27 protein-coding genes are annotated in these 25,035 nt (G+C 72.4%); 15 read left to right on the top strand and 12 right to left on the bottom strand.

Annotated features, from left to right (window positions below):
• Positions 1-117: 117 nt before the first annotated feature.
• From AB0F81_RS33990 to AB0F81_RS34020, 7 genes are all read left to right on the top strand, one after another.
• Positions 118-936, top strand: coding sequence for a sugar phosphate isomerase/epimerase family protein (locus AB0F81_RS33990; RefSeq protein ID WP_360203899.1), 819 nt, complete (start codon positions 118-120; stop codon positions 934-936).
• Positions 923-1,489: an EboA domain-containing protein gene (locus tag AB0F81_RS33995; protein ID WP_360203900.1), complete on the top strand. Its 567-nt coding sequence runs from the start codon at positions 923-925 to the stop codon at positions 1,487-1,489. The genes AB0F81_RS33990 and AB0F81_RS33995 overlap by 14 nt, the downstream gene beginning before the upstream one ends.
• Positions 1,489-2,340, top strand: coding sequence for a TatD family hydrolase (locus AB0F81_RS34000; protein ID WP_360203902.1), 852 nt, complete (start codon positions 1,489-1,491; stop codon positions 2,338-2,340). The genes AB0F81_RS33995 and AB0F81_RS34000 overlap by 1 nt, the downstream gene beginning before the upstream one ends.
• A complete protein-coding gene (eboE, locus tag AB0F81_RS34005; protein ID WP_360203904.1) occupies positions 2,340-3,428 on the top strand; it encodes a metabolite traffic protein EboE in 1,089 nt (362 codons plus the stop codon). Before AB0F81_RS34000 ends, eboE begins: the two co-directional genes overlap by 1 nt.
• Positions 3,425-4,777, top strand: coding sequence for a nucleotide pyrophosphatase/phosphodiesterase family protein (locus tag AB0F81_RS34010; protein WP_360203905.1), 1,353 nt, complete (start codon positions 3,425-3,427; stop codon positions 4,775-4,777). The genes eboE and AB0F81_RS34010 overlap by 4 nt, the downstream gene beginning before the upstream one ends.
• Before the next feature lie 91 nt (positions 4,778-4,868).
• A complete protein-coding gene (locus AB0F81_RS34015) occupies positions 4,869-5,543 on the top strand; it encodes a PilZ domain-containing protein (RefSeq protein ID WP_360203907.1) in 675 nt (224 codons plus the stop codon).
• A gap of 297 nt (positions 5,544-5,840) precedes the next feature.
• Positions 5,841-6,854: a polysaccharide deacetylase family protein gene (locus AB0F81_RS34020; RefSeq protein ID WP_360203909.1), complete on the top strand. Its 1,014-nt coding sequence runs from the start codon at positions 5,841-5,843 to the stop codon at positions 6,852-6,854.
• 57 nt (positions 6,855-6,911) lie between these two features.
• Here the strand turns inward: AB0F81_RS34020 and AB0F81_RS34025 are convergent, their stop codons facing one another.
• The 8 genes from AB0F81_RS34025 to AB0F81_RS34060 form a co-directional block, all read right to left on the bottom strand.
• Complete coding sequence (locus tag AB0F81_RS34025; RefSeq protein ID WP_360203911.1) at positions 6,912-7,706, bottom strand: SDR family oxidoreductase; 795 nt, start codon at positions 7,704-7,706, stop codon at positions 6,912-6,914.
• A gap of 19 nt (positions 7,707-7,725) precedes the next feature.
• Entirely contained in the window at positions 7,726-8,361 is a 636-nt protein-coding gene (locus AB0F81_RS34030) for a histone deacetylase (RefSeq protein ID WP_360203912.1), read from the bottom strand.
• Between the two features lie 40 nt (positions 8,362-8,401).
• Entirely contained in the window at positions 8,402-9,190 is a 789-nt protein-coding gene (locus AB0F81_RS34035) for an alpha/beta fold hydrolase (RefSeq protein WP_360203913.1), read from the bottom strand.
• The gene (locus AB0F81_RS34040; RefSeq protein ID WP_360203915.1) at positions 9,174-10,022 is read right to left on the bottom strand and encodes a MerR family transcriptional regulator; all 849 of its coding nucleotides are present in this window, start codon (positions 10,020-10,022) and stop codon (positions 9,174-9,176) included. The genes AB0F81_RS34035 and AB0F81_RS34040 overlap by 17 nt, the downstream gene beginning before the upstream one ends.
• Before the next feature lie 37 nt (positions 10,023-10,059).
• Positions 10,060-10,305 (bottom strand): hypothetical protein, encoded by a 246-nt coding sequence (locus AB0F81_RS34045; protein WP_360203916.1) that lies wholly within the window; start codon positions 10,303-10,305, stop codon positions 10,060-10,062.
• Positions 10,306-10,322: 17 nt separating this feature from the next.
• Positions 10,323-11,006: a hypothetical protein gene (locus tag AB0F81_RS34050; RefSeq protein ID WP_360203918.1), complete on the bottom strand. Its 684-nt coding sequence runs from the start codon at positions 11,004-11,006 to the stop codon at positions 10,323-10,325.
• 72 nt (positions 11,007-11,078) lie between these two features.
• A complete protein-coding gene (locus AB0F81_RS34055) occupies positions 11,079-11,411 on the bottom strand; it encodes a hypothetical protein (RefSeq protein WP_360203919.1) in 333 nt (110 codons plus the stop codon).
• A 66-nt stretch (positions 11,412-11,477) separates the two neighbouring features.
• Entirely contained in the window at positions 11,478-12,191 is a 714-nt protein-coding gene (locus AB0F81_RS34060) for a hypothetical protein (RefSeq protein ID WP_360203921.1), read from the bottom strand.
• Positions 12,192-12,253: 62 nt separating this feature from the next.
• Here AB0F81_RS34060 and AB0F81_RS34065 point away from each other — a divergent pair, with 62 nt between their 5' ends.
• Together AB0F81_RS34065 and AB0F81_RS34070 are read left to right on the top strand one after the other, a co-directional pair.
• On the top strand, positions 12,254-13,024 hold the full coding sequence (locus AB0F81_RS34065; RefSeq protein WP_360203923.1) for a 3-keto-5-aminohexanoate cleavage protein: 771 nt from the start codon (positions 12,254-12,256) through the stop codon (positions 13,022-13,024).
• Entirely contained in the window at positions 13,021-13,542 is a 522-nt protein-coding gene (locus AB0F81_RS34070) for a hypothetical protein (protein ID WP_360203925.1), read from the top strand. Before AB0F81_RS34065 ends, AB0F81_RS34070 begins: the two co-directional genes overlap by 4 nt.
• Positions 13,543-13,652: 110 nt before the next feature.
• Here the strand turns inward: AB0F81_RS34070 and AB0F81_RS34075 are convergent, their stop codons facing one another.
• Positions 13,653-16,292, bottom strand: coding sequence for an EAL domain-containing protein (locus tag AB0F81_RS34075; RefSeq protein WP_360203926.1), 2,640 nt, complete (start codon positions 16,290-16,292; stop codon positions 13,653-13,655).
• 194 nt (positions 16,293-16,486) lie between these two features.
• Here AB0F81_RS34075 and AB0F81_RS34080 point away from each other — a divergent pair, with 194 nt between their 5' ends.
• The 3 genes from AB0F81_RS34080 to AB0F81_RS34090 all read left to right on the top strand — a co-directional run bounded on the left by AB0F81_RS34080 (position 16,487) and on the right by AB0F81_RS34090 (position 19,167).
• Complete coding sequence (locus tag AB0F81_RS34080; RefSeq protein ID WP_360203927.1) at positions 16,487-17,794, top strand: choice-of-anchor B family protein; 1,308 nt, start codon at positions 16,487-16,489, stop codon at positions 17,792-17,794.
• A 53-nt stretch (positions 17,795-17,847) separates the two neighbouring features.
• The gene (locus AB0F81_RS34085) at positions 17,848-18,663 is read left to right on the top strand and encodes a hypothetical protein (protein WP_360203929.1); all 816 of its coding nucleotides are present in this window, start codon (positions 17,848-17,850) and stop codon (positions 18,661-18,663) included.
• A 111-nt stretch (positions 18,664-18,774) separates the two neighbouring features.
• On the top strand, positions 18,775-19,167 hold the full coding sequence (locus tag AB0F81_RS34090; RefSeq protein WP_360203931.1) for a hypothetical protein: 393 nt from the start codon (positions 18,775-18,777) through the stop codon (positions 19,165-19,167).
• Positions 19,168-19,174: 7 nt separating this feature from the next.
• Here the strand turns inward: AB0F81_RS34090 and AB0F81_RS34095 are convergent, their stop codons facing one another.
• The gene (locus AB0F81_RS34095; RefSeq protein ID WP_360203932.1) at positions 19,175-19,684 is read right to left on the bottom strand and encodes a LytR C-terminal domain-containing protein; all 510 of its coding nucleotides are present in this window, start codon (positions 19,682-19,684) and stop codon (positions 19,175-19,177) included.
• Positions 19,685-19,816: 132 nt separating this feature from the next.
• On the opposite strand from AB0F81_RS34095, the gene AB0F81_RS34100 reads away from it, so the two are divergent.
• Complete coding sequence (locus tag AB0F81_RS34100; protein WP_360203934.1) at positions 19,817-20,938, top strand: hypothetical protein; 1,122 nt, start codon at positions 19,817-19,819, stop codon at positions 20,936-20,938.
• 9 nt (positions 20,939-20,947) lie between these two features.
• Here AB0F81_RS34100 and AB0F81_RS34105 read toward each other — a convergent pair whose 3' ends face one another.
• Positions 20,948-21,988 (bottom strand): cation diffusion facilitator family transporter, encoded by a 1,041-nt coding sequence (locus tag AB0F81_RS34105; protein WP_360203935.1) that lies wholly within the window; start codon positions 21,986-21,988, stop codon positions 20,948-20,950.
• A 58-nt stretch (positions 21,989-22,046) separates the two neighbouring features.
• Here AB0F81_RS34105 and AB0F81_RS34110 point away from each other — a divergent pair, with 58 nt between their 5' ends.
• Complete coding sequence (locus tag AB0F81_RS34110) at positions 22,047-22,436, top strand: metalloregulator ArsR/SmtB family transcription factor (RefSeq protein ID WP_360203937.1); 390 nt, start codon at positions 22,047-22,049, stop codon at positions 22,434-22,436.
• On the opposite strand, the gene AB0F81_RS34115 is transcribed toward AB0F81_RS34110, so the two are convergent.
• Positions 22,433-23,920 (bottom strand): VCBS repeat-containing protein, encoded by a 1,488-nt coding sequence (locus tag AB0F81_RS34115; protein ID WP_360203939.1) that lies wholly within the window; start codon positions 23,918-23,920, stop codon positions 22,433-22,435. The two genes, AB0F81_RS34110 and AB0F81_RS34115, sit on opposite strands and share 4 nt — an antisense overlap.
• Positions 23,921-24,042: 122 nt before the next feature.
• On the opposite strand from AB0F81_RS34115, the gene AB0F81_RS34120 reads away from it, so the two are divergent.
• Entirely contained in the window at positions 24,043-25,029 is a 987-nt protein-coding gene (locus AB0F81_RS34120; RefSeq protein WP_360203940.1) for a hypothetical protein, read from the top strand.
• Positions 25,030-25,035 lie beyond the last annotated feature (6 nt).

Below are 25,035 nucleotides of genomic sequence, written 5' to 3' on the forward strand. Positions count from 1 at the left end.
CGGCCTCCCGCCGCTGCAGGGCGCGCTCATCGCGCGGGCCGGGCGGCCGGCGCTCGGGCTGGCCGTCGCTCTCGCCGCCCCACTCGGCCGGCGCCTGGCCCGGAAGGTGTCCCCGACATGAGATTCGGTTACGGCACCAACGGCTTCACCAACCACCGGCTGCCCGAGGCCCTGCGGGTCATCGCCGATCTCGGCTACGACGGGGTCGCGCTGACACTGGACACCCATCATCTCGACCCCTTCGGCGCGGACCTGGCCCGGCGCACCGCCGAGGTGGCCGCCGACCTCGACCGGCTGGGCCTGGCCGTGGTCATCGAGACCGGCGCCCGCTACCTGCTCGACCCGTGGCGCAAGCACGCACCCACGCTGATGGACGACGACCCGGCCCCGCGGATCGACTACCTGCGCCGCGCCGTCCGGGTGGGCGCCGACCTGGGCGCGGAGGCCGTCTCGTTCTGGGCCGGCATCGGCCCGGCGAGCGGGTGGGACCGTCTCGTCGAGGGCTGCCGGCGGATCGTCGACACGGCCGCCCAAGCCGGTGTCCCGCTCGGCTTCGAGCCCGAGCCCGGCATGCTCGTGAACGACATCGCGGACTGGCGCCGCCTGCACGCCGACCTCGGCCGCCCGCCCGGGTTCGGCATCACCCTCGACATCGGGCACTGCCGCTGCCTCGAGCCGCAGCCGGTGCCCGACTGCGTCCACGCCGTCGCCGGGCACCTGGTCAACGTGCAGATCGACGACATGCGGCGGGGCGTGCACGAGCACCTCGAATTCGGCGCCGGCGAGATCGACTTCCCGCCGGTGCTGGCCGCGCTGGACGCCGCCGGCTACCGAGGCCTGGTCTCGGTGGAGCTTCCCCGCCACTCGCACGCGGCGCCGGCGGTGGCCGCGCAGTCCCTGGAATTCCTGCGGAAGGCCGCCGATGACCACGCTTGAGGCGCTGCGGCAGCACCTCGGTGACCGGCTCACCGACGACCTGCGCCGGGTGAGCGAGAACCCCGCGACCGCGGCCACCCTGTTTCCCGCCGCGGGCCGCCGTTACGGGCGCGAACCGCTGACCGACGGCTGGACGACCGACGAGGCGGCGCGTGCGCTGCTGCTCTCCGTCCTGCCGCCCGAGCACATCGCCGACATCTACCGGTACGGCGACACCGCCGAGAAGCTGGCGGTGCTGAAAGCCCTTCCGCTGCTGCCGGTCGGCGACCGGGCGGTGCCCCTTCTCGAGGACGCGCTGCGGACCAACGACACCCGTCTGGTGGCGGCGGCGCTGGGCCCGTACGCCGACCGTCTCGACCCGGCGGCGTGGCGCCAGGCCGTACTGAAATGCGTCTTCATGAATGTGCCGTTGACCTGCGTGCACCGGCTCGCCGAGCGGGCCGACGCCGAGCTGGGCGCCATGCTGCGCGCCTTCGCCGACGAGCGCCGCGCCGCCGGCCGTGACCTGCCGCCCGACGCCCTCGCCCTGCTGGACCAGCTGAAGGAGGCGTGATGCGCATCTTCGATCCGCACATCCACATGACCTCACGCACCACCGACGACTACCAGCGGATGGCCGGCGCCGGCGTGCGCGCGGTGGTCGAGCCCGCGTTCTGGCTCGGCCAGCCCCGCACCAACCCCGGCTCGTTCGCCGACTACTTCGACTCGCTGATCGGGTGGGAGCCGTTCCGGGCCGCCCAGTTCGGCGTCCGCCACCACGCCACCATCGCGCTGAACCCGAAGGAGGCCAACGACCCGCGCTGCCGCCCGGTGCTCGACCTGCTCCCCCGCTACCTGGCCAAGGACGGCGTCGTCGCGGTCGGCGAGATCGGCTACGACGCGATGACCCCGGCCGAGGACGAGGTGTTCGCGGCGCAGCTCGCTCTCGCCCTCGACCACGACCTGCCGGCGCTGGTGCACACCCCGCACCGGGACAAGGCCCGTGGCACCCGCCGCAGCCTGGATGTGGTCAAGGAGTCCGGCATCGACCCGGGCCGGGTGCTGCTCGACCACCTCAACGAGGTCACCGTCGAGGCGGCCCGCGACGCCGGGGTGTGGCTCGGGTTCTCCATCTATCCGGACACCAAGATGTCACCGGAGCGGATGGTGGCGATCCTGCACCGGTACGGCCCGGAGCGGGTGCTGGTGAACTCGGCGGCCGACTGGGGCCGCTCCGATCCGCTGCTCACCCGGCGCACCGGGGAGGCGATGCTGGCCGGCGGCTTCGGCGAGGACACCGTCGACCGGGTGCTGTGGCGCAACCCGGTCGAGTTCTACGGGCAGTCGCACCGGCTCGACCTGTCCGAGCTGGCCGGGACCGACGCGACGTTCGCCGGCAACTCGATCCTGCGCGGAGGCAGCTGATGCACCTGAGCTACTGCACCAATGTGCACCCGGCCGAGGACCTCGACGGCGTCATCGCGCAGCTCGACACGTACGCCCTGCCCATCCGGCGCCGCCTGGACACCGCGACGCTCGGCCTGGGGCTGTGGCTGGCCGCGCCCGCGGCGGCCGAGCTGGCCGCCTCGGCCGGCTCGCGCCGCCGGTTGCGGCGCGAGCTCGACGCTCGCGGCCTGGAGGTGGTCACCCTCAACGGTTTCCCGTACGCGTCGTTTCAGGCGCCCGTGGTCAAGCACGCCGTCTACCTCCCCGACTGGACCTCGCCGCAACGGCTGGAATACACCCTGAACCTGGCCGCCGTCCTGACCGATCTGATGCCGGACTCCGCGTCCTACGGCTCGGTCTCGACGCTGCCGCTGGCCTGGCGCACCCCGTGGGACGCCGGCCGGGCCGCGACGGCACACCGGCACCTCGACGAGCTCGCCCGGGGACTGGAGCGGCTCGCCGCCACGACCGGGCGGACCGTGCGCGTCGGATTCGAACCCGAGCCGGGCTGCCTGATCGAGAACACCACGCAGGCCGCCGAGCTGCTGGCCGGGGTGGACACGCGGTGGCTGGGCGTCTGCCTGGATCTGGCCCACCTGGCGTGCGCGTGGGAGGAGCCGGCGGCGGCGCTGGACCGGCTGCGGTCGGCCGGGGTGCCGGTCGTCAAGGTGCAGGTCTCCGCCGCACTGGAGGCCGAGGACCCGTCGGTGGACGTCCTGCGGTCCTACGTCGAACCGCGGTTCCTGCATCAGACCCGTTCCCGCCTCGGGCCGGCGACCGACGACCTGGACGAGGCCCTCGACCAGCGGTTGCCCGGACCGTGGCGCATCCACTACCACGTGCCGCTGCACGCCGCGCCGGCCGCACCGCTCACCGCGACGATCCCGGTGCTGCGCGAAGCCGTCCGCGTGCTGGTCACCGAGTGTGAGCACTTCGACGTGGAGACCTACACCTGGAACGTCCTGCCGCCGGATCAGCGGCCCGCCGACGCGGCCGGGCTGGCCGACGGCATCGCCGCCGAACTCGCCTTCGCCCGCGACCTGCTCGCCGCCGAGGTCGTCCGGTGACCGCGCTGGTGGTGCTCGACGTCGTCGGGCTGACCCCGCGGCTGCTCGCGCACATGCCGCGGCTGCGGGCGGTCGCCGACCGCGGCTTCCAGGCGCCGCTGGGCACGGTCCTGCCGGCCGTGACCTGCTCGGTGCAGTCCACCTTCCTGACCGGTCTCACCCCGGCCGGGCACGGCGTCGTCGGCAACGGCTGGTACTTCCGGGACCTGGGCGAGGTGCTGTTCTGGCGCCAGCACAACGCCCTGGTCGGCGGCGAGAAGATCTGGGAGGCGGCGCGGCGGGCCCGGCCCGGCTTCACCGTCGCCAACGTCTGCTGGTGGTACGCCATGGGCGCGCAGGTCGACTGGACCATCACGCCCCGGCCGATCTACCGGGCCGACGGGCGCAAGGAACCGGACTGCTACACGTACCCGCCGGAGCTGCACGACGAGCTGCCGCCGTTCCCGCTGTTCACCTACTGGGGTCCCGGCGCCGGGCTCCCGTCATCGCGGTGGATCGTGGACGCCGCCCGGCACCTGCTCGACACCCGGCACCCGGACCTGACCCTGGTCTACGTGCCGCACCTGGACTACGACCTGCAACGCTTCGGCCCGTCCAGCCCGCAGGCGGCCCGGGCGGCCGCCGCGCTCGACGAGGTGCTGGCGCCGCTGCTCGACCGGCCGGACACCACCGTGGTGGCGCTCTCCGAGTACGGCATCACCGACGTGAGCCGCCCGGTCGACGTCAACCGGCTCCTGCGCACCGAGGGCCTGCTGTCGGTGCACACCCAGGACGGCATGGAATACCTCGACCCGTGGACGTCGCGGGCCTTCGCGGTCGCCGATCATCAGGTGGCGCACGTGTACGTGCGTGACCACAGCGACATCCCGGCCGTGGCCAAGCTCTGTGCGGCCCTCCCCGGCGTGGCCGAGGTCCTCGACGACGTGGGCAAGGCGGCACATCGCCTGGACCACGCGCGTTCCGGGGAACTCGTCCTCGTCGCCGAGCCGGACGCCTGGTTCACCTACTACTACTGGCTCGACGACGCGGCCGCGCCCGACTTCGCCCGCTGCGTCGAGATCCACCGCAAGCCGGGCTATGACCCGGCGGAGCTGTTCTTCGACCCGGCCGCCCCCGGCGCTGCCCGCCGGCGCGCCGTCACCGCGGTGGCCCGCAAGAAGCTGGGCCTGCGCTACCTGATGAACGTGGTCGGCCTCGACGCGGGCGCCCGGGCCGTCGGCGGGTCGCACGGCCGGCTGCCCGACGATCCGGCCGACGCGCCGGTGCTCATCTGCTCGGACCCGGCCGCCGCGCGGGACAGCGTTGCCGCCACCGAGGTGAAAGCCCTGCTGCTGGAACTGGCGCGCTGATTTCTCACCAGTACTCACCTCTGGTCGCCGCCTGCCGAATGAGGAGCCTGACTCGACATCCCGGCGACGGGATCAGCACAGGGGTGGGTAAATGATCAACGGGACTCTTGCGGCGTCCGCCTCCGAAACCACGGCGGTCGATCTGCCGGAGATCGGCACTCCCGTCTTTCTCGTACTGAGCGATGGCATCAACCTGCGCTCGCGGCTGGAGTCGGTCGACGGCGGCACGTTCAGCGTCGCCGCGCCGCTGGAGATCGCCGGTCCGGCACTGCTCGAACCGGGCCATCGGTTCGACGTCTTCTGGGCGCCACCGCGCACCCGCGTCGTCCTGCCGAGCAGGCTGATCGGGATCTCCGAACGAGCGCCGCTGCGGTGGACGTTCGCGCCCACGGCGAACGCCCGGACCGAGAACCGGCGCCAGTTCGTCCGCGGTGGAGCGGGCGCTGTGGTGCGGCTCGACTCCGAGGTGAGCGGGCAGCCTGCGGAGGGTGTGCTCCTGGACATCAGTGAGGGCGGCCTGCGTTGCTGGATCGATGAACCGATGTCGCTCACGCGCGGCGACCGCCTCCGGGCCACGGTGTGGCTGGGCACCAGCGAGGCCGTGTTGAGCTGCACCGTTCACACCGTGCGCCAGGCGCCGCACGGAGATCCGGGGCAGCACCTGATCCTCACCTTCGACGCCAAGGAGGACGTGGCCCGGATGATCCGGCAATACATCCTGGCGTGGGAGATCGGTGAGCGCCGCCGGCGCGGACGCACGTCGTGAACGCTCCGAAAGTTTCGGCCATCTGAGCTTCATCGCTCATCCCGAGTATCGCCCTTTTCTCGCACAATACCCGTTCTGAGCACCGCCTTACTCCATAGGGGCTTCCGGAATCTGACCGGAACTTGTTGACATGTGGCTCGCACTGAAAGACAGTGAGTCATCGATCCCGGTCGACTCGACAGGATCCGCCCATCCCCAGCGACACGACGCCGGCCGCCGGTGGCGGCCACCGGCCGCCCGCGTGCCGGCGCGTGGCGCTGCCTGGTTTCCCCGCCAGGCTTCACCAGGAGGTAAGGCATGCAGGACGCTCCCGGCCGCCCGAGAAGGCGCGGCCTCCTGAGGTTGCTCGTCGGCGCCGCGGCCGTGGCCATCGGCGCCACCGCGATGACCGTCGCCGCCCACGCCGAGGTGACCCGGACCAGCGCGGTGGCCGCGGCCGCCGACTGCTCGGCCGGCTACGTCGCCCTGACCTTCGACGACGGGCCGACCACCGGCACCACCAACCAGCTCATCAGCACGCTGCGCTCGGCCGGCGCGACCGCCACCGTCTTCCCGACCGGGCAGAACGCGTCCAACAACCCGTCGCTCATGCAGGCGTACAAGAACGCGGGCCTGCAGATCGGCAACCACAGCTGGGACCACCCGCACCTGATCACCATGAGCCAGAGCCAGATGCAGTCCCAGCTGTCGCGCACCCAGCAGGCGATCCAGCAGACCGCCGGCGTGACGCCGGCCGTCTTCCGCCCGCCGTACGGCGAGACCAACGCGACGCTCAAGTCGGTGGCCTCCTCGCTCGGCCTGCGCGAGGTCATCTGGGACGTCGACTCCCAGGACTGGAACAACGTCAGCGCCAGCCAGATCCGTCAGGCCGCCAGCCGCCTGACCAACGGCCAGCTGATCCTCATGCACGACTGGCCGGCGGCCACCATCCAAGCCCTGCCCGGCATCCTGCAGGACCTGCAGGCGCGCAACCTGTGCACCGGCCACATCTCCCCCAGTACGGGACGCGCCGTCGCCCCGTCCGGAACGAACCCCGGTGGGGGCACCGGCGGCTGCACCGTCAGCGTCGCCCGCGGCAGCGAATGGCCCGACCGGTTCAATGTGAACCTGTCCGTCAGCGGCAGCACCACCTGGTCCGTCCGGATCACGCTGAACGGCGGCCAGAGCCTGCAGAACAGCTGGAACGCCTCCGTCACCGGCACCACGGGCACACTGACGGCACGGCCGAACGGGGCGGGCAACAGCTTCGGGATAACCGTCTACAAGAACGGCAACACCACCACACCCACCGCCAGCTGCTCGGTGAGCTGAGCGAGCCCGCGGGACCGGCGGCATCTCACCGCCGGTCCCGCGCCGGGGCCGGCCCGGTCAGGTCGTGACGTTGAGCCAGCCGCCGTCGATGTAGTAGGTGGAGCCCACCGCGTACGCCGCGCGCGGTGAGCAGAGGAAGACGAACAGGTCGGCGATCTCCTCCGGGGTGGCGAACCGCCCGATCGGCGCCTTCTCCTCCGCGATCCTCTGCAGGTACTCCTCCCAGGTCTGCCCGGTGCCGGCGGTCAGCTGTTTCGCGGTCTTCACCCAGTCGCCGGTCATCACCAGGCCCGGGTTCACCGCGTTGACCCGGATGTTGTCGCCGATCAGCTCGTTGGCCAGGCACTTCGAGAACATCACCAGGGCGGCCTTGGTGACGTTGTAGATCGGCTCGTAGCCGAGCGGCTGGGTCGCGCAGATCGACGCGTTGTGCAGGATCACCCCGCCGCCGCGGGCCTTCATCCCGGGCGCGAGCTCCCGGGCCAGGCGGACCGCCGCCATCACGTGCAGATCCCAGTACGCCTGCCAGCGCTCGTCCGGCGCGGTGAGGATCTTCTCCTCGCTGCCGGTGCCGGCGTTGTTGATCAGCAGGTCGGCGCCGCCGTATTCGCGTGCCACGGCGGCGGCGAGCTGCGCCGCACCCCCGGGATCGGTCAGGTCGGCGGGGACGGCGATCGCCCGTACCCCGAAGTCGGTGGTGATCTGGTCGGCGGCGGCCTCGAGGCGCGCCGTGTCGCGGGCGCACAACGCGACGTGCGCACCCTCGGCCGCGAGGCCGCGGGCGATCGCCAGGCCGATGCCGGCGCTGCCGCCGGTGACGACGGCGGCCTTCCCGGTGAGCTGCAGGTCCATCCGGCGGGTATATCACGCGTCACTGCCCGACGGCGGCCTCGACGACCTCGCGCAGTCTTTGCGTCGACCACGCTCCGGCGATGCCACGGCGCGGGGCGAGGTAGCGGACGATGCGGTCGGCGGGCCAGCCGTGTGCCTCGCGCAGCCCGCCGGCGAGCATCGCCACGTAGGGCGCGGCCGGTGACGTGGTCGCCACGTCACCGGCCGCCCACGGCGCCGTGAAGGTGAGCACCGGATGGCCGTCGTGCTCGCCGGTGTGGACCAGCGTCTCGTAGGGGCCGGGTCCCAGCTGTGCGGTGCCACCGGTGAGGACCTGGTCCAGGTCGGTGCCGGGTTCGCGGCGCATCTCCTGCGCCACCACGTCCGCGAACTGCCCGGCGGTCAGCAGGTAGGCGCGGGCGGCGGTGGTCCCGGACAGGTGCGGGTCGTAAAGGGCCACGCCACCCGTCCATTGGCTGGAGTCGAGCGCGAAGTAGATGCCGCCCGGCAGCATGATCGGGCGGATCGCGGCCGGTTCCCGGGTGTCCCGGCATCCCGGCAGCACGCGGCGGGCGCCCGGCGGACAACCACCGGCGAGGTAGTACCGCAGGCGGGCGAGGCACATGTTCGACCCGTACGCCGCGTACCAGACGCGCGGCGCCTCATCGAGCTCCATGGCTGGTCTCCCCCGGCTTGGTCATGGGTGTCTCACCTCCCTACTCTGTCTCGCCGAAGAAGCGGCCGAGCACCTGGGCGACCACATCGGGAACAAGGTCCACCGCTTCGTGCCCTTGACTGTCCAGCGTTGCGATCGAGGATCGTGCGAGGTTCTCGTGCAGAACGTCCGTGATCTTCTGCGCCCATGCCGGGCTGGCGGCCCCGACGAGCAGCAGGACCGGCTGGGGCACCGCGGTGGCGAGCGCCGCGAGGTCGACCGCCGCCAGGGCGCTGCCTTCGCGCGGCATCGTCCGGGCGATGATCGGCATCGGGTCGTACGCCATCGGCGCGTCACGCATCGCCAGCACCTGATCCTGGGGCAGCCCGACGACCTCGACGAGGAAGCTCATCGCCGCCCGGCCGAGGTCACCCGCGGCGACGGCCGCTTGGAAGCGTGTCAGCCAGTCGGCGGGCACCGTTTCCGGGCCGGGTGGTTCATACAGCGCGATGCGGCGAAGAGGCGCACCCCGGGCGGCGGCGCCGAGCGCGACCACCGCGCCGTAGCTGTGTGCGAAGACGTCGAGTGGTCCCTTCGCCTCGGCGACGGCGCGGACGTCGTCGTATTCGGCGTCGAGGTGGTAATCCTCGGCGTCGCCGCTGCTGCCCCGGCCCCGCCGGTCCATCGCCGTCACCGTGTAGCGGCTGGTCAGCACCTCCCACAGGGGTGCCCACCGCTCCAGCCGGCACATCCCGCCGTGCACCAGCAGCAGCGGCGGGCCGTCGCCGTGGGTGAGCAGCCCGATCCTGGTGCCGTCGGAGCTGATGACGGATTCACGTTTGCCTTGCATCAGCTTCTCCTGTGATCGGCAGGGATACGTCGCAGATCTCCTCGTCCGGCGCGGCGTCGGGGTAGAAGCCGAGATACACCTCGCGGGGCGGGCCGATCCATCGGTCACCACGCTCGGCCGCCCACCTGAAGAGGGCGTCGTAGGCGGTCAGGACCTGCGGATATTCGGTCTGCGCCCGGGTCAGGCGCAGAAACCACTCGGCGTGCGCCGGCTCGACCCGGACGGTCAGCCCGGCACGCTGCGCGGCGGGCGCGTCCACCGGAAGGCAGAACTCCACCGGCCCGTCGCTGTCCTCGCTCACCTCGCCCTCGGCAAGCAGCACGAGATGCCCGGCGGGAACCGCGCGCCGGCGCGCGGTCGTCATCAGGCGGGTGGCCACGTCCTCGGTCACCCGGGCCAGCTCACCGATGGTGACGTGCCGCTTCTCGCTCAGGAACGTCTGCGCGGCCACGTGGCGCCGCCGCGGATCGGGCAGTCCCAGTGAGCCCCGCTCGCCGGAGAGCCGGGCCTGGACGTAGCCGGCCAGCGCCCGCTGCGACGAGGCGCGCCGCTCCACCTCGTCCCAGAACTGGCCGACGAGGCCCGCGGCCTGCTCTCCCGAGACGGCGAGCACCTCGGCGACCCGGGCCAGGGGCATGTCCAGCCGGCGCAACAGCACGATCAACCGGGCGGTTTCGAGCTGCGTCTCCCGATAGCGGCGGTAGCCGGTGTCGTCGTCGACCTCCGCCGGCGTCAGGATCCCCTGGCTGTCGTAGAGCCGCAGGGCACGTGGCGACAGGCGGGAGCGCCGGGCGAACTCCCCGATCGACAGCAGCCGGTGTGCGACGTTCATGCCCTCACCCTGGGCCTTGCCCCAGGGTGAGAGTCAACTACTGCTTTCGCGCGGCTCGTTCGGTGCGGTACGTCTTGACCAGCATCACCGCGATCACCGAGACGACCGTCACAATGGCGGCCATGACCAGGGCGAACAGCCCGTTGCCGTATTTCTCGCGCAACGTCAAGGCACCGCTGACCAGGTAGTAGGTGCCGAAGAGGCCGGCCGCCACGGTCAGGGCCCAGCTGCTGCTCAGCGGCTTGCGCCGGGCCGGCTGGGAGTCGTCGTCATTCGAGGTCACCTGTGCAGTATCGGTCATCAACCCCGGCGGCCCAAAAGCGAGCCGGCGGCTTGTGACCTGGGCGCTTCCGCGTGCACGGAGGCGGCGCAGTCGTCGATCGCGGCGGTCAGAAGGCGGTAGAGCAGCGCGTCCGGATCCCCGCTGCAGGACTTGGAGATGCCGTCCACCGCATAGAGCACCGCGGCCCGCGCGCCGCGCTCGCGGAAGGAGCGCAGCGACACCGGGATCGTCGCGGTGTACTCCCGCGCCCAGCGGGCGGCGAGCGGGACCTGCGCCAGGGCGTGCGCGCTGGCGTCGTCGAGGTGGTCCGGGGCGCGGCCGTCCAGCTCGTTGAGGAACCGGTTGGCGGTGAGCAGGGTCACCGCCATGACCCGCTGCCGCTCCTCCGCGACCACCGGCAGCGCGATCACCGCGGCACGCAACGCGATCCGCGCGTCGACGCGCGCGTCATCGCTGGTCAAACCCACCACCGAGGGTACGAGCGGAGCCAGCCGGCGCCGTCCCTCGTCGGAGGTGTAGTCGTTGACCAGGCGGGCCAGGTGCGCCAGCAGCGGGTGGGTGCAGGCGGGATGGTCACTCCACTTCTCCCCCGCCAGGTACGACGCGAACTCCATGAAGCAGGCGCCCCGGCGTGGATGGCGGTGCTTGCCCCGCGACAGCACCGGTACGAAATCGGGTGAGCGCGCATCTGTGGTCACCACTGTGCCCTCCGTCCTCCTCCCTCAGTGTCGCCCGTGCGGCAGCCTCTGCCCACGCGGTTGACCGAAGAGTCGTCAGGCGGCGGTTTTCACCATGTGAGCCGACGCCGCCCGCGGCCATGCCACGCCGGCCACCGCCAGCAGCGACAGGACCGTGAGGGCCGGGTGGAGCAGGATGAGATCGACCCGGATGTTGTAGCCCTTGCCCCGCAGCTCGGCCTCCCACCAAGCGGACAGCGCCCACAGCACGGCCACCGCGAAGCAGGGCCAGGAACGCAGCCGGAACCTGCGGCGGCCGAGCAGGACGATCAGCCCGGCGGCGGCGAAGCCTACGGCGATCATGAGGACGCGCTCGGGTCGTTCCACCAGGGAGGGATGCAGCAACAGGTAGCTGAACAGGTTCTGCACTCGCGCCGCTCCTCGACCCGCACACCGGCGGCACCGCGCTGCCGCACGATGACGGTACGGCACGGCCTACCGCAGGGCCATCCGCAGATCGGCGAGGCCTTCGGTGCCGGCCGGCAGGCGCAGTCGCTGCAGCAGGTCGACCGCCTCCGCCGGATCGAGGCTGCCGTAGACCGCATGATGGCCGGCCAGCAGAGCGCGGAACAGCGCCGGGTGCAGTTCGACGACCGTCGCGGCCGCCCGGTAGGCGTCGCGTTTGCCGGCCCAGGGCACCGTGCCGGAGTCCTCCAACACGTGCCAGGCACGGCGGTGCAGCGGGCCGCGGGCCAGATCCGGCAGCCGGCCGGCCGCGGCCAGCCGGCGGACGTCGTCACCGAGCAACGCGGCGAAGGCGGCCGGCGAGGTGTCGCCGATGAACCAGAACGTCCGAAGCGACAGCCGCAGGTTCTCGCACGGATCGGCCGTCTCCAGACGGGTCCGGCAGCCGGCCCAGAACGCGTCGGTGACCGCCGGGTCGTCGTGGTCGATCACGTAGGCGTTCAGGTGGATCAGCACGGCGAACGCGCCGGTCAGGTCCAGCAGGCCCAGCGCGGTTCGCACCCGCAGCACTCCGCCGGTCTCGTCGTCCCGGAGCATTTCGTACGCACAGGCGAACGCCACGTCGTCGTCCGTCATCTCGGTCGCGCCGGGCCGTTCACCGTCCACCCAGCGACCGGGGCCGAGCGGCGCTATGCCCGCGTCGGCCAGCCAGTGCAGAGCCAGGTCGGCATCCGGGGTGCGCATGCCGGGCAGTGTTCGCGGCACTGAGGATGATGTCTACGGGATTACTCACGGGAGGAGACCTCGTGCAGCCGAGGATCGAGCGGATCAAGGCGTGCCTCAACGGCGGCCGGGATCGGGACGAGCACCCCGCCGTACCGATCACGCCTGATGAATTGGCCGCGGAAGCGGCCGCATCGGTCGCCGCCGGCGCCGAAGCTCTGCATCTGCATCCGCGTGATCGCGCCGGCGCGCAGTCGCTGCACCCGGACGATGTGGCCGCGGCCGTCGCCGCGGTGCGGCGGGCCTGTCCGGGCGTGCCGGTCGGGGTGACCACCGGGCTGTGGATCAGCGACGGCGATGCCGGCCGGCGGCTCGCGACGGTGGTCGGCTGGGCCGACCTGCCGCCGGCGGCACGACCCGATTTCGCCTCGGTCAACGTCGGCGAGGAGGGCTTCCGGGACCTGGTCGAGGCTCTGCACCGGGCCGGGATCGGGGTGGAGGCCGGCGTCTGGTCGACCGCCGACGCGCGGAAACTGGCCGCTGCCGGCCCGTTCGCCTGGACCCGCATCCTGGTGGAGATCATCGGCGCTGCGGCCGGCACCGCCGTCGCCGAGGCCGATGCGATCCTCGCCGAACTCGACGAGTGCGGCGTCACCGGGCCACGGCTGCTGCACGGCGAGGAGGCGGCGTGCTGGCCGCTGGTCGCCCACGCGGGCCGGCGGGGCCTGCCCACCCGCATCGGACTGGAGGACACCGTGGTGGGGCCGGCCGGCGAACCGGTCGGCGGCAACGCTGACCTGGTCCGTCAGGCGCTGGCCGCGTGGACCGCCCGCGACGCGACGGGACGGGCATGACGACGATCGACCTGGACCAGCCGGCACCGGGGCCGAAGGCATCCCGGCCGAAGCCCAGCCGCCGCCGGCGAATCGCCGGGACGGTGGCGTTGATGCTGCTGGCGGCCGGGCTGGGCGGGCTGGCCACCGATCAGTGGCACCAGCAGCGCAGCCGGTCGGCCGTCCAGGTGGTGGTGCTGGCGCATCTCGGCCCCGACGGTTCCGACGCCCGCGACGGCAGGGCCGCTGTCCACCTCGATGTGGTGAACGCGGGGTCGGCGCCGGTCCGGGTGGTCGCGGTCAATCTCCCGGCGCTCGGGATGAGGCCCGGCGCCTGGATGCCCGCCGACAGGCTGATCGCGCCCGGCCGGTCGGCGACCGTCACGACCGTCGGCGACCTCGACTGCGGCGCCCACCCGACGCTGCAGCCGACCGTCGAGATGGTCACCGAGGACGGCGCACACCGGCGGCGGGTGACCGCCACAGTCGACCCTCGGGTGTGGAACGAGCAGCTCATCTGGGTCTGCCGCCGGGCTTGACGATACTGGCTGTATCCCATCCGGCGGGTTCCTTCCCGGTGCGGCTGCGGGGCAGCTTTCGCACCCGCTACGGCTGGAGCGACGTCGCTGCCCGGTGTGGCTGAAGGTGGTCAGCTGCCGGGTGCGGCGGCGACCACGTCGTCGAAGCGGCCGCGCAGGTCGGCGGCGCACATCGGCCGGGCGAAGTGGAAGCCCTGCGCTCGGCCGTAACCCAGCTCGGTCAGGCGGGCCGCCTGCTCGGCCGTCTCCACGCCCTCGGCCACCGCTTCCAGGCCGAACGCCCGGGCCATCTGCGCCACCGCGGTGGCGATCGCGTCCGAGCCGCCGTCGGGGGTGAAGGAGCGGTCCAGCTTGATCTGGTGCACCGGGCAGGTGGCGAGCAGGCTGAGCGTGGACGCTCCGGTGCCGAAGTCGTCCAGGGAGAGCCGCACGCCCAGATCCCGCAGGCCCTGCAGGTTGTCGCTCGTGGCGCCGCCGCCGACGGCGACCGACTCGGTGATCTCCACGGTCAGCCGGTGCGGCGGCAGGCCGCTGTCGCGCAGCGCGGCCGCCACGATTGCCGGGAAACCGGGCTCGCGCAGCTGGCGGGCCGAGACGTTCACCGACACGGTCAGGTGGGCCGGCCAGCTCGCCGCCTCCCGGGTCGCGGCGCGCAGCACCCACGTGCCGAGCGGGATGATCAGGCCGCTCTGTTCGGCGGTGTCGATGAAGGCGCCCGGACCGAGCAGGCCTTCGGTCGGGTGCTGCCAGCGGACCAGCGCCTCGGCGCCGGTCATCCGGCCGTCCGGCAGCGTGACCACCGGCTGGAAGAACACCACCAGCTGCTCGTCGAGGATGGCCGTGTGCAGCGCGGCGGTACGGCGGCTGCGTTCGGCGCCGCGGGCTTCCATGCCGGGCTGGTACCGCTCGTAGCCGCCCTCGCCGCGCTCCTTCGCCTCGTACATCGCGATGTCGGCCTGGCGCAGCAGGTCACCGGCGTCGTCGCCGCCGCGGCCGTCGACGACGCCGAAGCTGGCCCGGACGGTCATCGGCTCGCCGTCGATCACGGCCGGCTCGAGCAGCGCCGTCGCGATCCGGGTCAGCACCTGGTCCACGTCCGCGCCGACGGCGCCGTCGAAGAGGATGGCGAACTCGTCGCCGCCGAGGCGGGCGACCGTGTCGGTGGGCCGTACGCTGGCCCGCATCCGTTCGGCCACGTGCACCAGCAGCGCGTCGCCGGTGGCGTGCCCGAGCCTGTCGTTGACGATCTTGAAGTCGTCCAGGTCGGCCAGGACGACGGTGACCGGCTGGTCCGGGCCGGCGCCGGCTACCGCGGCGGCTAGGCGTTTGCCGAACAGCGCCCGGTTCGCCAGGCCGGTCAGCATGTCGTGGCTGGCCTCGTAGCTGAGCCGGTCCCGCACCTCACGGGTCTCGGTGATGTCGCGCGCGTTGCTGACGATGCCGGCCACGCTGGGCTCGCCGGTCAGGTTCGCGCTGATCACGTCCAGTGACCGGTACGTTCCGTCGGCGTGGCGCAGGCGCACCTGGTAGGTCGCCGTGTTGCCGGGCGCCGCGGCCACCGCCGTGAGCCGCTCGGTCACCGCTGCCAGGTCGTCCGGGTGGATCCGCAGCGCCAGGTCGGTGCCGATCATGTCGTCCGGGTCCACGCCGAGCACCTTGCGGGCGGCCGGGCTGGCATAGGTCAGGGTGCCGGACGGATCGGCGATGGTGACCATGTCGGTGGAGTTCTGCACCAGCAGCCGGAACCGTTTCTCCTGCACGCCGATGCGGGCGAGCAGGGCGTCGTTCAGCCGGAACGCCAGCAGCTGGCGGACCACCACCAGCGCGGTCAGGCCGACCGCGACGAGGTCGATCAGGATGCCGTTCGTGGTGCCCCCGATGTTGTGGTACACCACCATCGCGAGGACCGCGGCGATCCCCACGTACGGCATCAGGCTGTAACCGTGCGGGGTGCGCTGCCGGCGGCCGCCCGCGGCGGTCTCGACCATCTGCAGCCGCGCGCCGACCGCCGCCGCGTAAGCGGCCAGCGGGAGCACCAGGACCAGCAGGTTCCCGTCCGGCTGGTGCGGGTGCAGGAAGCCGATCGCCGAGCCGAGCCCGCCGATCAGCGCCGACGCGCCGATCCAGTAGAGCCCGCGCCGGGCGAACGAGTCGACCCCGGCCAGCACCACCTTGGCGCCCAGGAAGACGCCGTTGAGGCCGGCGCCCATGATCGCGATCGCGGAGAGCACGCCGGGCACGGTGACCCGGCCGCCGGCGAACTGCGCGGACGCGGCGAAGTGCCAGATCAACAGGCCGGCCGCCGCCGACAGGGTGCCGAGATCCAGCCACACCCCGGCCCGCCGGGCGCGGCCGCGGGCGCCGAACGGCAGGTCGACCAGCGGCCAGGTGAGCACGATCCCGCCGATGACGTGCAGCGCCACGGAGACCGGCAGCAGCCAGCCCGGTGCGCCCAGGCCGGCGGCGATGCGCAGCCCGGCGACGCCGACGAACAGCGAGATGCCGAGCTCGACCGTGCGCCAGTAGCGGCGCACCACGGGCGCGGACGCCGGGTCGGTCCGCACCCGCCGGCACAGCAGCAGGGTGGGAGCGATGACGGCGATCAGCAGCAGCCAGTTCACCGGTTCCGGCCACAGCGGGCCGGTGTGCTCCTGCACCAGGAACGCGACGACATCGACGATCGCCAACGCCGTCACGGCGCGGAACGCCCGGTCGGCGAGGAGCGGCAGACGGCCAGGCGAATCGGGCACGTCCTACCATCGGCGCGGGCCGGACAGAACTGAGTTACGACGCCATTCGGTGCCATAACCCGCCTCACATCCAATCCGCGATATGGCTTTTGAAACATTGACGCTGGTCGAATTCGTGCTTAGCGTTCAGGCACGCACCCCGGCGCGTGTCACCCATGCCCGCGCCGACTCCTCCGCGCGAAAGGGCGTTGACCATGCTCCGAGGAGTACGTCGCACCACGCTGGCCGCCACCGCACTTCTGCTGCTGCTCGCCGTCGCCGGCCCGGCCGCGACCGCGCACGATCCGGACACCCCGGAGGGCAGGGCCGAGCAGGCGGAGTTGCTCCGCATCTACGAACCCACCTGGCGCAGCGGCGAACGTGTCGCCGGCGCGCCGGTGACCTGCGTCAACGGCATGGCCGACCGGTACCCGTGCAAGAACGTCGAACTGCTCAGCTTCCTGCCCCAGTCCGCGCTGGGCGGCGGCGGCTCGTCGAGCATGTGGTACTGGACCGACAGCCGCGACAGCAACGAGTACATCCTGTACTGCCGCTCCAACGGCGTCTCCTTCGTCAATGTCACCGATCCGGGCAATCCGCGATACCTCGGGAACCTGCCCGCCGCGAATGGTCTGAGCTCGTCGTGGTGCGACATCCGCACGTACCGGAATTACGCCTACATCGGCAAGGATTCCGTCGCGCACGGCATTCAGGTCTTCGATCTCAACAAATTGCGCGGGGTGACCACCACGCAGACGTTCACCGCGGACGCCCGCTTCACCGGCCTGACCAACAGCCACACGCTGTGGATCAACCAGAGCACCGGCTTCCTCTACGTCTCCGGCGCGAACACCTGCCGCAAGGGCCTGACCATCTACGACATCAAGACGCCGCTCTCGCTGAAGCTGGCCGCGTGCTACGACCGTGAGGTCTATTCGCACGAATCCGTCGTGGTCAACTACGCCGGTCCGGACACCCGCTTCACCGGCCGGGAGATCGCCTTCAACTACACCGGCCAGGGCCGGCGGTTCCAGGTCCTCGACGTCACCGACAAGGCGAACATCCGGGTGCTGTCCAGCGCCACCCACCCGGGCGCGAGCTTCATCCACCAGGGCTTCGCCACCAGCGACTACAAGCACATGATCGTCAACGACGAGACGATCAGCACCCGCGGCGGCAGCCCCGACTTCGTCTACAACATCGAGAAGCTCGACGCGGTGCGCTACGTGGGCAAGGACATCGCCACGCGCGGCGAGTTCGTCAACCACAACGGCTACACGGTCGGCAACCGGCACTTCCAGGCGTCCTACCGCGGTGGCCTGCGGATCCTCGACACCACCGCGGCCGCCTCGGCCCGGCTCCCCGAGGTCGGTTACTTCGACGTCGACCCGGCCTCCAACGCCAGCGGTTACAGCGGGAGCTGGATGGTGCTGCCGTACCTGAGGAACGGGGTGGTCGCCGTGCAGAGCATCGGCGTCGGCCTGTTCCTGGTCCGGCCCACCGGATCGGCGGCGGTCAGCTGACCGGGCGGCCGGCCGGCTTCGGCGAGCGTTACCGCCGCCACCTGGCGGCGGCGGTGACGCTCGCGGGTTTCCTCGGGGCCGCCTACCTGTTCGCCGACAGCCGCGGCCCGGCCGCGGCGCCGGCGCCGGCCTCCTCGCCGGCCGTCTACCACAGCGACGGGCTCGCCGACGCCTACGACGGCTTCCGCGCGGAGGCGCTGACGCTGCCCACCGGCCGCGGCCCGGGCACGGTGTCCCTGCGGGTCACCGGCCCGGCCGGCCCGGTCACCGACTTCCAGCACGTGCACACCAAACCGATGCACATGTACGTGCTCCGCGACGACCTGTCCGGATACCAGCACCTGCACCCCGAGGTCGTCGACGGTGCCTGGACGGCGCCGGTGACCATCACCGACGGCGGCGCCTACCGGGTGTACGCCGAGTTCGTCCCGCACGGCCGCCCGCCCGGGGCCGAACCCACGGTTCTCGGCGTGCCGTTCGTCATCCCCGGTGACACGAGCATGGTCCCGGTGCCCGCCCCGCAGGCGCAGGCGCGCTCCGGCCCGTACACCGTGCGCCGCCTGGACGGCGTCACCGACCTGACCTCCGGCACGCAGACCGCGCTGCAGTTCCAGGTGCTGCGCGACGGCCGGCCCGCGGTGCTCGAACCGTACCTCGGCGCCTACGCCCACCTGTCGAACTTCGAGGTGCGCACCCAGGGCCTCAAGCATCTGCACCCGATCCCGACCAGCGCCACCGGCGCCGCGCCGGCCGACGGCGTCCTGGCGTTCCACGCCGCGTTCGCCGAACGCGGCGACAAGAGAATGTTCCTGCAGTTCCGCGCCGGCGGGGTCGTCCACCAGGTGACTTTCACGGTCTTCACCACCTGATCCGTCCCCGGGGACAGATCAGCTGAGACAGCGGACAGATACGTCTTGAGGCCGCGATCCCGCCCGGCTGACGATGACCGCCGAAGACCACCCGACAGAAGGGATCATCTGGTGCGCAGGACTTTCCGGAGCATCGCAGTGGCCGTCCTCGCGGGCGTGCTGGCCCCGTTGGCGATCGCGTCGCCCGCGCTGGCCGTCTATTCCCCTCCGCCGACCCGGCTCGGCGACTACACGGCGATCCATCTGTTGACCGACCGCGACGAGCACCACCTCGGCACGGTCTGGCTGACGAGCTACGGCAACGGCGAGTACGACCTGCGGGTCTGCGACTACTACTCGGACGGCTACTACATCTCGGGCCGCATCGACCCCGGCAACGGCATCGTGCAGGTCTACCACTCCCGGGGCGTCGGCGACGCCAACTGCTTCGAGAAGAAGATCTACGGCGTCCGCAAGTTCCGCCTGGGCTGGCGGGACTTCGCCTCCGGCTGGGCCACGCCCTGACGCGACGTCAGGGTGCCGGGCAGGCGCCGGGCGGCAGCTGGGGTTCGCTGAGCTGGGCGAGCGACTGGTTGACCTCGGTGCGCGTCGCGAGCTGCCGGAACCGCTCCCCGATGACGACGTCGATCACGTCGGTGGTCTGCTTCGGGTTGTAGGCCGTCTCGGCCTCGCCGAGGAAGTAGGCCCGGATCCACTGGGCCGCACCCACCGTCTTCGGCCCGTAGCGGACGATCGCGACCCCGGCGTGCTTGCTCTTGGTGGCCGCGGCCGGCTGCATCTGGAAACCGCGGTCCTTGAAGTCCCGGCTGACCCGCTCCGCCGTGCCCTTGGCGGCGGTGCCGTTGAACACCCGCAGCTTCACCTCGGCCGCGGTGTCCGGCAGGGTGAGATCGACTCGTGCCGCACCCGGCGGGCAGTTCTCGCCGGGTGCGGCGCCGGCCTGGCTGTCGCGGACCAGCGCCACCACCGCGACCACGATCGCGGCGAAGATCAGGAGGCCGACGACCAGGGCAGCGCGCACGCGCGTAAAGCTCATGCTCGCTAAGACGCACGCCGAGGCCTTCCCGTGCACCGCCGGCACAAAAATATGACGAGCGGCACACCGCAGTGCCCCGGCCGGGAACCACGGCGCAGGCCCGGGAGTCCAACCGCGATGAGACGCGCGGGGACGGCAGTGCTGGTGGTGCTCGGGGCGATGCTCGCGGGGTGCGGGCCGGCTGCCGAACCGGTGGTGCCGGGCTCGTCCGGATGGTCGGCTCTGCCGGATTCGCCGCTGAGCCCGCGCGAGTCAGCGGTGGGGTTGTGGACCGGCCGCGAGGTGCTGCTCGTCGGGGGCAGCGACGCGCCGCCCTGCCCACCCGCGGCCTCCTGCGTCCGGGATCCCACGCCACTGCTCGACGGGGCGGCCTTCGATCCGGCCACGAACCGCTGGCGCGAGATCGCCGACTCGCCGGTGTCACTGGTGGGCGAGCGCGGGGTGGTGGTCGGTTCGACGGCCTACTTCCTGCCGACCGGCTCGGACCGGGAACTCCTCGTCTACCGGGTCGATCGCGACGAGTGGACACGAGAGCCGGTGCCCTTCGGCGACGGCTACCAGCTGCTGGCCGCCGGTGATCGGCTGGTGGCCTATCTGGGCGGCGAGGAGAACCACCGGGGCACGGACTATCTCCTCGACCCCCGGACGGCGACGTGGAGCGCGCTGCCGGCCGATCCGCTGAACGCCGCGTACACGCGGGAGATGGCGTGGACCGGCACGGAGCTCGTCCTGTTCGACAGCGAGATGGTCCCGAACCCGGGCAGCGAGAAGCCGTCGATCACCCGGGCCGCGGTGCTGAACCTGGCGACCGGGTCGTGGCGGCGGCTGCCCGACTCGGCCATGCTGGGCACCGGGCCGTGGCTCGCGGCGGGCAGCACACTGGTCAATCCCACGCTCGGCGGCGCCGACGGTGGGCAGGTCAACAACTGGGGGCGCAGCTATCCGTACGGCGGAAGCCTGGCCCCCGCCTCCGGGGTCTGGTCGTCGCTGCCGAATCCGCCGCGGGGCGACACGTTCGCCGCGGGCGCGCGCACCGGCACCACCGCGATCTACTTCGGTGACCGTGGCCTCGTCCTCGACACCACCACCGGATCGTGGCAGCAGGTTCCCGCCATCCCCGGCGAGCGGGTCACCGGCCGTACGGTCGTCGCGGCCGGCGTACGGATGCTGGTGTTCGGTGGCGCCCGGCAGGATGCCGAGCCGGCCGTTGTCGCCGACGCCTGGATCTGGTCGCCCTGATCCGTCAGCTCAACCGGTGAGCGCCGTGAGCCGGTGGCGCCGGTCGTGCGACAGGTCGCGGTGGTGCTCGTCGCCGGGGTGGCTGTCCGGGTCGACGTGCACGGTCGCGCTGGTCAGCCGGGGCACGTGGTGGGTCAGCTGGTGCTCGGCGTCGGCCGCGATCTCGTGGGCGGCCAGCAGCGAGAGCCGGGCGTCGACCACGATCGCCGCCTCGGCGTGCAGCCGGTGACCGATCCAGCGCAACCGCAGGCCGGACACGTCGCGGATGCCGGGCACCGCGCGCAGCCCGGTTTCCGCCTGGTCGACGAGTTCCGGGTCGACGCGGTCCATCAGCCGGCGGTAGACCTCGCGGGCGGCGTCCTTGAGCACGACGGCGATGGCCACGGTGATGGCGAGCCCGACGACCGGGTCCGCCCAGCCCCAGCCGAGCCAGGTGCCGCCGGCGGCGAGCACCACGGCGAGGGAGGTGAAACCGTCGGTGCGCGCGTGCAGGCCGTCGGCGACCAGGGCGGCCGAGCCGATCCGCCGGCCCACGGTGATCCGGTAGCGGGCCACCAGCTCGTTGCCGGCGAAGCCGACCAGGCCGGCGGCGGCCACCCACGCCAGGTGCGTCATGGTCTGCGGGCGCAGCAGGCGGTCCACGGCGAACCACGCCGACGCCACCGCCGAGGCCGCGATGACCAGGACGATCACGATGCCGGCCAGGTCCTCGGCGCGGCCGAACCCGTAGGTGTAGGCCCGCGTCGCCGCCCGGCGGCCCAGCCAGAACGCGATGGCCAGCGGCACCGCGGTCAGCGCGTCGGCGACGTTGTGCAGGGTGTCGCCGAGCAGCGCCACCGATCCGGAGCGGGCCACGATCAGCGCCTGCAGCACCGCGGTCACCCCGAGCCCGGCGAGGGAGATCCACAGCGCGCGCAGGCCCGCCCGGGACGACTCGAGGGCGGCGTCGACCTTGTCGGCCGAGTCGTGCGAGTGCGGCCTCAGCAGGTGCCGCCATCCGTGCCCGTGGTCGTGGTCGTGATGGTGGTGATGCTGGTCGTGGCTGGCCATCGGCGTGCTGTCCCCTCGTGGCTGGTCACCGGGTGAAGCACGGCCATAATATGTGCTCATGCGCGCACGCGACAACGTTGCAGATGCCAGTGACCTGCAGGAACAGCAGCCTGGCAACGCCGTCGTGGAAGCGGCGACCACCCTCCTCGGCCTGCTCGCCGACGCCACCCGGCTGCGGCTGCTGGTGCAACTGACGCACGGCGAGCAGGACGTCACCGCGCTCACCGCGGCCGTCGGCGCGGCCCGCCCGGCGGTCTCCCAGCACCTCGGCAAGCTGCGCCTGGCCGGCCTGGTGACGGTCCGGCGCGAAGGCCGCCGGCAGGTCTACGCGCTGGCCGACGCGCACGTCGGCCGCCTGGTCGTCGAGGCGGTGCACACCGCCGAGCACCGCGTCTCCACCCGCCCCGCACACCACCGGCCCATCCCCGGCCAGCCGGGCGGGCGCTAACCGCCGAAGACGGTCACCTCGGGGCGGCCGCTCGCGGTGCCGGCCTTCTGCACCACCACGAGATCGGGACGCCGGTCGCCGTTGCGGTCCGCCAGCAGAACCTCGTGGCGATCGTCGAGGGAGGGCTGCGCGGTCGGGGCCCGCAGCAGATCGCGGCCGAAGTTCGCCGCACCGTCGAGCACGCGCAGTTCCGCCTTCTGCACCACCACGAGATCGGCACGCCGGTCGCCGTTCCAGTCGGTGACCGACACCTGCTGGTCCTCACCCGCCGCCGCCGCGGTCGTCACCGTGGGCGCGAGCTGATGCCGCAGGTCAGTGGCCCCGTCGAGGATCTGGACGTCGATCTTCTTGCTCGCCGTTCCGGCGGTCTGCGCGACCACCAGGTCGAGCCGGCCGTCGCCGTTCCCGTCGGCCACCGCGACCTCATGGTCGTCCAGCGGCGGCAGGTCGGTCACGGTCTCCAGCAGCAGCCGCTGGAAGATCGAAGCGCCGTCGACGACCCGCACCTCGGTGCGGCCGCTGGCCGTGCCCGACTTCTGCACCACCACCAGGTCCGGCACGGCGTCGCCGTTCCAGTCCGCGACCGCGTACGCATGACGCGCGTCGGTGGGCCCGAGCACGGTAGCCGTGTTCAGCAACAGCGCGGAGAAGTCGGTCGCACCGTCCATGATGCGAATGTCGGTCCTGCCGGTGACGGTCCCGCCACCCTTCACGACCATCAGGTCGGGGCGCGCGTCACCGTTCCAGTCCGCCATCGCGAAATCATGCTGACCGTCGAGGGGACCCACCTCGGTCCCGATCGGAGCGGAAGCCCGCTGGAACGGGCCGGCCGGCGCCGTGGGCGCCGCCGACGCCGCCGGTGACGGCCGCGCCGGCGTCACCGTCGCCGGCATCGGGTTCGCCACCGGCGCCGCGGACCACAGGCGCGCCACGATGAGCGCGGCGTCATGCGCCTCCGGCCCGTAGGCCGCGGGGTGGGCCGAGCCCTGCACCCGCTGGCAGATCGCCCCGATGTCGCCGGTCCGCCAGCTGCCACCGGGATGCTTGCGCAGCATCGCGTTCAGGAACGCGTTCGTCGCATAGCCGGGATCGACCAGCTGATCGGGCCGCCCCCAGCCCTGCGACGGACGCTGCTGGAACAGACCGAGGCTGTCGTGGTCGACCGCCACCCGGCGATTGTGCAACGTGCTCTCGGCGATCGCCGTGGTCACCGCGATGACCGCCGCGCGCGGGGGCAGACCGCGGGCCCGGACGTGACCGACGATCGCGCGGGCGCAGGCGATGCTCTCGCCGCTCACCCACCGGCCGAGGCGCCGGCCGTTCATCGACGGCCGCAGCTGATCGGCGATCGCCCGGTCGGCCGATGTCATCGCGCCGGGCACACACGAGGTCGACGGCGCCGCGACGGCTGCCGGCGGCGCGGCCGTGAGCAGCCCGACCGATCCGGCGGCGACTGCCAGCCAGGACAACACCCGTGGACGCACCGGTCCCTTGTGACCCCATGCCATGTCGTGCCGAGCCTCCCCGCTGACGGACGACGTGCTGCATCAATGTGCCACAGTTCCCGGCCCCCGCGAAAGACGTGAGCCGCTGGCACGATGGCCGCATGACAGGCACGCCACGCGCGCGGACCGCAACGCTGCGCCGCGAATGGGAGACGGTGCATCCGCGGCTGCGTACCACTGTGGTGGCCATGCTGAGCGCGGGCACCGTGCTCACCGCACTCGGCGCGGCCGGCGACGCGGCCGGGGCGTGGTCCCGGTTCCCGTTCCTGACCAACCTGGCCTCCGCGCTGACCGGAGCGCTCTTCGGCCTGCCCGTGGCGCTGCTCGTGGTGCAACGACTGATCCAGGCACAGACGCAGACCACCGAGCGGGCCGCCGCCTGGCGCCTCGCCCTGCGCTCGGCGCACACCATGCGATTCGCAGCCCGGACCCTGCTGAGCGCCGGCACCGAGCACGCGGCCACCGACCTTGACGGGCTCCTCGCTCAGTGCGACGGCGCGCTCGCCGAGGCTCGGGAGTGGGCAGACCGGGCCGCAGCCGCCAAGGCCCGGCCCCGGCGGCTGCGGGCCAGCATGTACCAGCGCACCTACCTGCACCAGGTGCTGAACGTCCACCGGCAGGCGCAGCAGGCGCTGGACGTCGTCGCGGCGACCGGAATCGGGACCGAGGCCGCGACGGCGGCGCTGGAACGGATCCGCACCGAGGCGGCGTTTCTCCACGACGACGTGCGGCCGATGCTGCTGCGCCTCGACGGCCGCTGGCTCGCCGCGCCGCAGGCTCGCGCCCTGGAACGCGCCGACGACACCTTCCCGGCCGACCTCGCATATGCCGCCGCGCGGCAGCTGACCGTCATCAGCGGGCTGATCGAGGCGATCCCGGCGGCACAACTCGCGACGCTCCTGCCGGAGACGGACGCGGCCCGGGACCAGCTCACCGATCCGGATCTCCCGTTACCGATGCCCGCGATCGAGCACCTGGAGGAGCTGCGCGCGGAACTCGGCCGGCTGCAGGCGCGCCTGGCGACGGCCCGGCAGGCCGCTGAGGCCGTCGAGGCCATCCACGACGAGGTGGACCGGCTGGCAGTCTGAGACCAC

The sequence above is a fragment of the Actinoplanes sp. NPDC024001 genome, from assembly GCF_040638955.1.
Lineage (GTDB): Bacteria > Actinomycetota > Actinomycetes > Mycobacteriales > Micromonosporaceae > Actinoplanes.

Coding starts and splice junctions, on each gene's coding strand:
- AB0F81_RS34025 (WP_360203911.1), bottom strand. CDS start 7,706: ATGGACCTGCAGCTCACCGGGAAGGCCGCCGTCGTCACCGGCGGCAGC.
- AB0F81_RS34060 (WP_360203921.1), bottom strand. CDS start 12,191: ATGCGCACCCCGGATGCCGACCTGGCTCTGCACTGGCTGGCCGACGCG.
- AB0F81_RS33990 (WP_360203899.1), top strand. CDS start 118: ATGAGATTCGGTTACGGCACCAACGGCTTCACCAACCACCGGCTGCCC.
- AB0F81_RS34080 (WP_360203927.1), top strand. CDS start 16,487: ATGCTCCGAGGAGTACGTCGCACCACGCTGGCCGCCACCGCACTTCTG.
- AB0F81_RS34035 (WP_360203913.1), bottom strand. CDS start 9,190: ATGCAAGGCAAACGTGAATCCGTCATCAGCTCCGACGGCACCAGGATC.
- AB0F81_RS33995 (WP_360203900.1), top strand. CDS start 923: ATGACCACGCTTGAGGCGCTGCGGCAGCACCTCGGTGACCGGCTCACC.
- AB0F81_RS34110 (WP_360203937.1), top strand. CDS start 22,047: ATGCGCGCACGCGACAACGTTGCAGATGCCAGTGACCTGCAGGAACAG.
- AB0F81_RS34020 (WP_360203909.1), top strand. CDS start 5,841: ATGCAGGACGCTCCCGGCCGCCCGAGAAGGCGCGGCCTCCTGAGGTTG.
- AB0F81_RS34120 (WP_360203940.1), top strand. CDS start 24,043: ATGACAGGCACGCCACGCGCGCGGACCGCAACGCTGCGCCGCGAATGG.
- AB0F81_RS34100 (WP_360203934.1), top strand. CDS start 19,817: ATGAGACGCGCGGGGACGGCAGTGCTGGTGGTGCTCGGGGCGATGCTC.
- AB0F81_RS34105 (WP_360203935.1), bottom strand. CDS start 21,988: ATGGCCAGCCACGACCAGCATCACCACCATCACGACCACGACCACGGG.
- AB0F81_RS34000 (WP_360203902.1), top strand. CDS start 1,489: ATGCGCATCTTCGATCCGCACATCCACATGACCTCACGCACCACCGAC.
- AB0F81_RS34015 (WP_360203907.1), top strand. CDS start 4,869: ATGATCAACGGGACTCTTGCGGCGTCCGCCTCCGAAACCACGGCGGTC.
- AB0F81_RS34030 (WP_360203912.1), bottom strand. CDS start 8,361: ATGGAGCTCGATGAGGCGCCGCGCGTCTGGTACGCGGCGTACGGGTCG.
- AB0F81_RS34070 (WP_360203925.1), top strand. CDS start 13,021: ATGACGACGATCGACCTGGACCAGCCGGCACCGGGGCCGAAGGCATCC.
- AB0F81_RS34040 (WP_360203915.1), bottom strand. CDS start 10,022: ATGAACGTCGCACACCGGCTGCTGTCGATCGGGGAGTTCGCCCGGCGC.
- eboE (WP_360203904.1), top strand. CDS start 2,340: ATGCACCTGAGCTACTGCACCAATGTGCACCCGGCCGAGGACCTCGAC.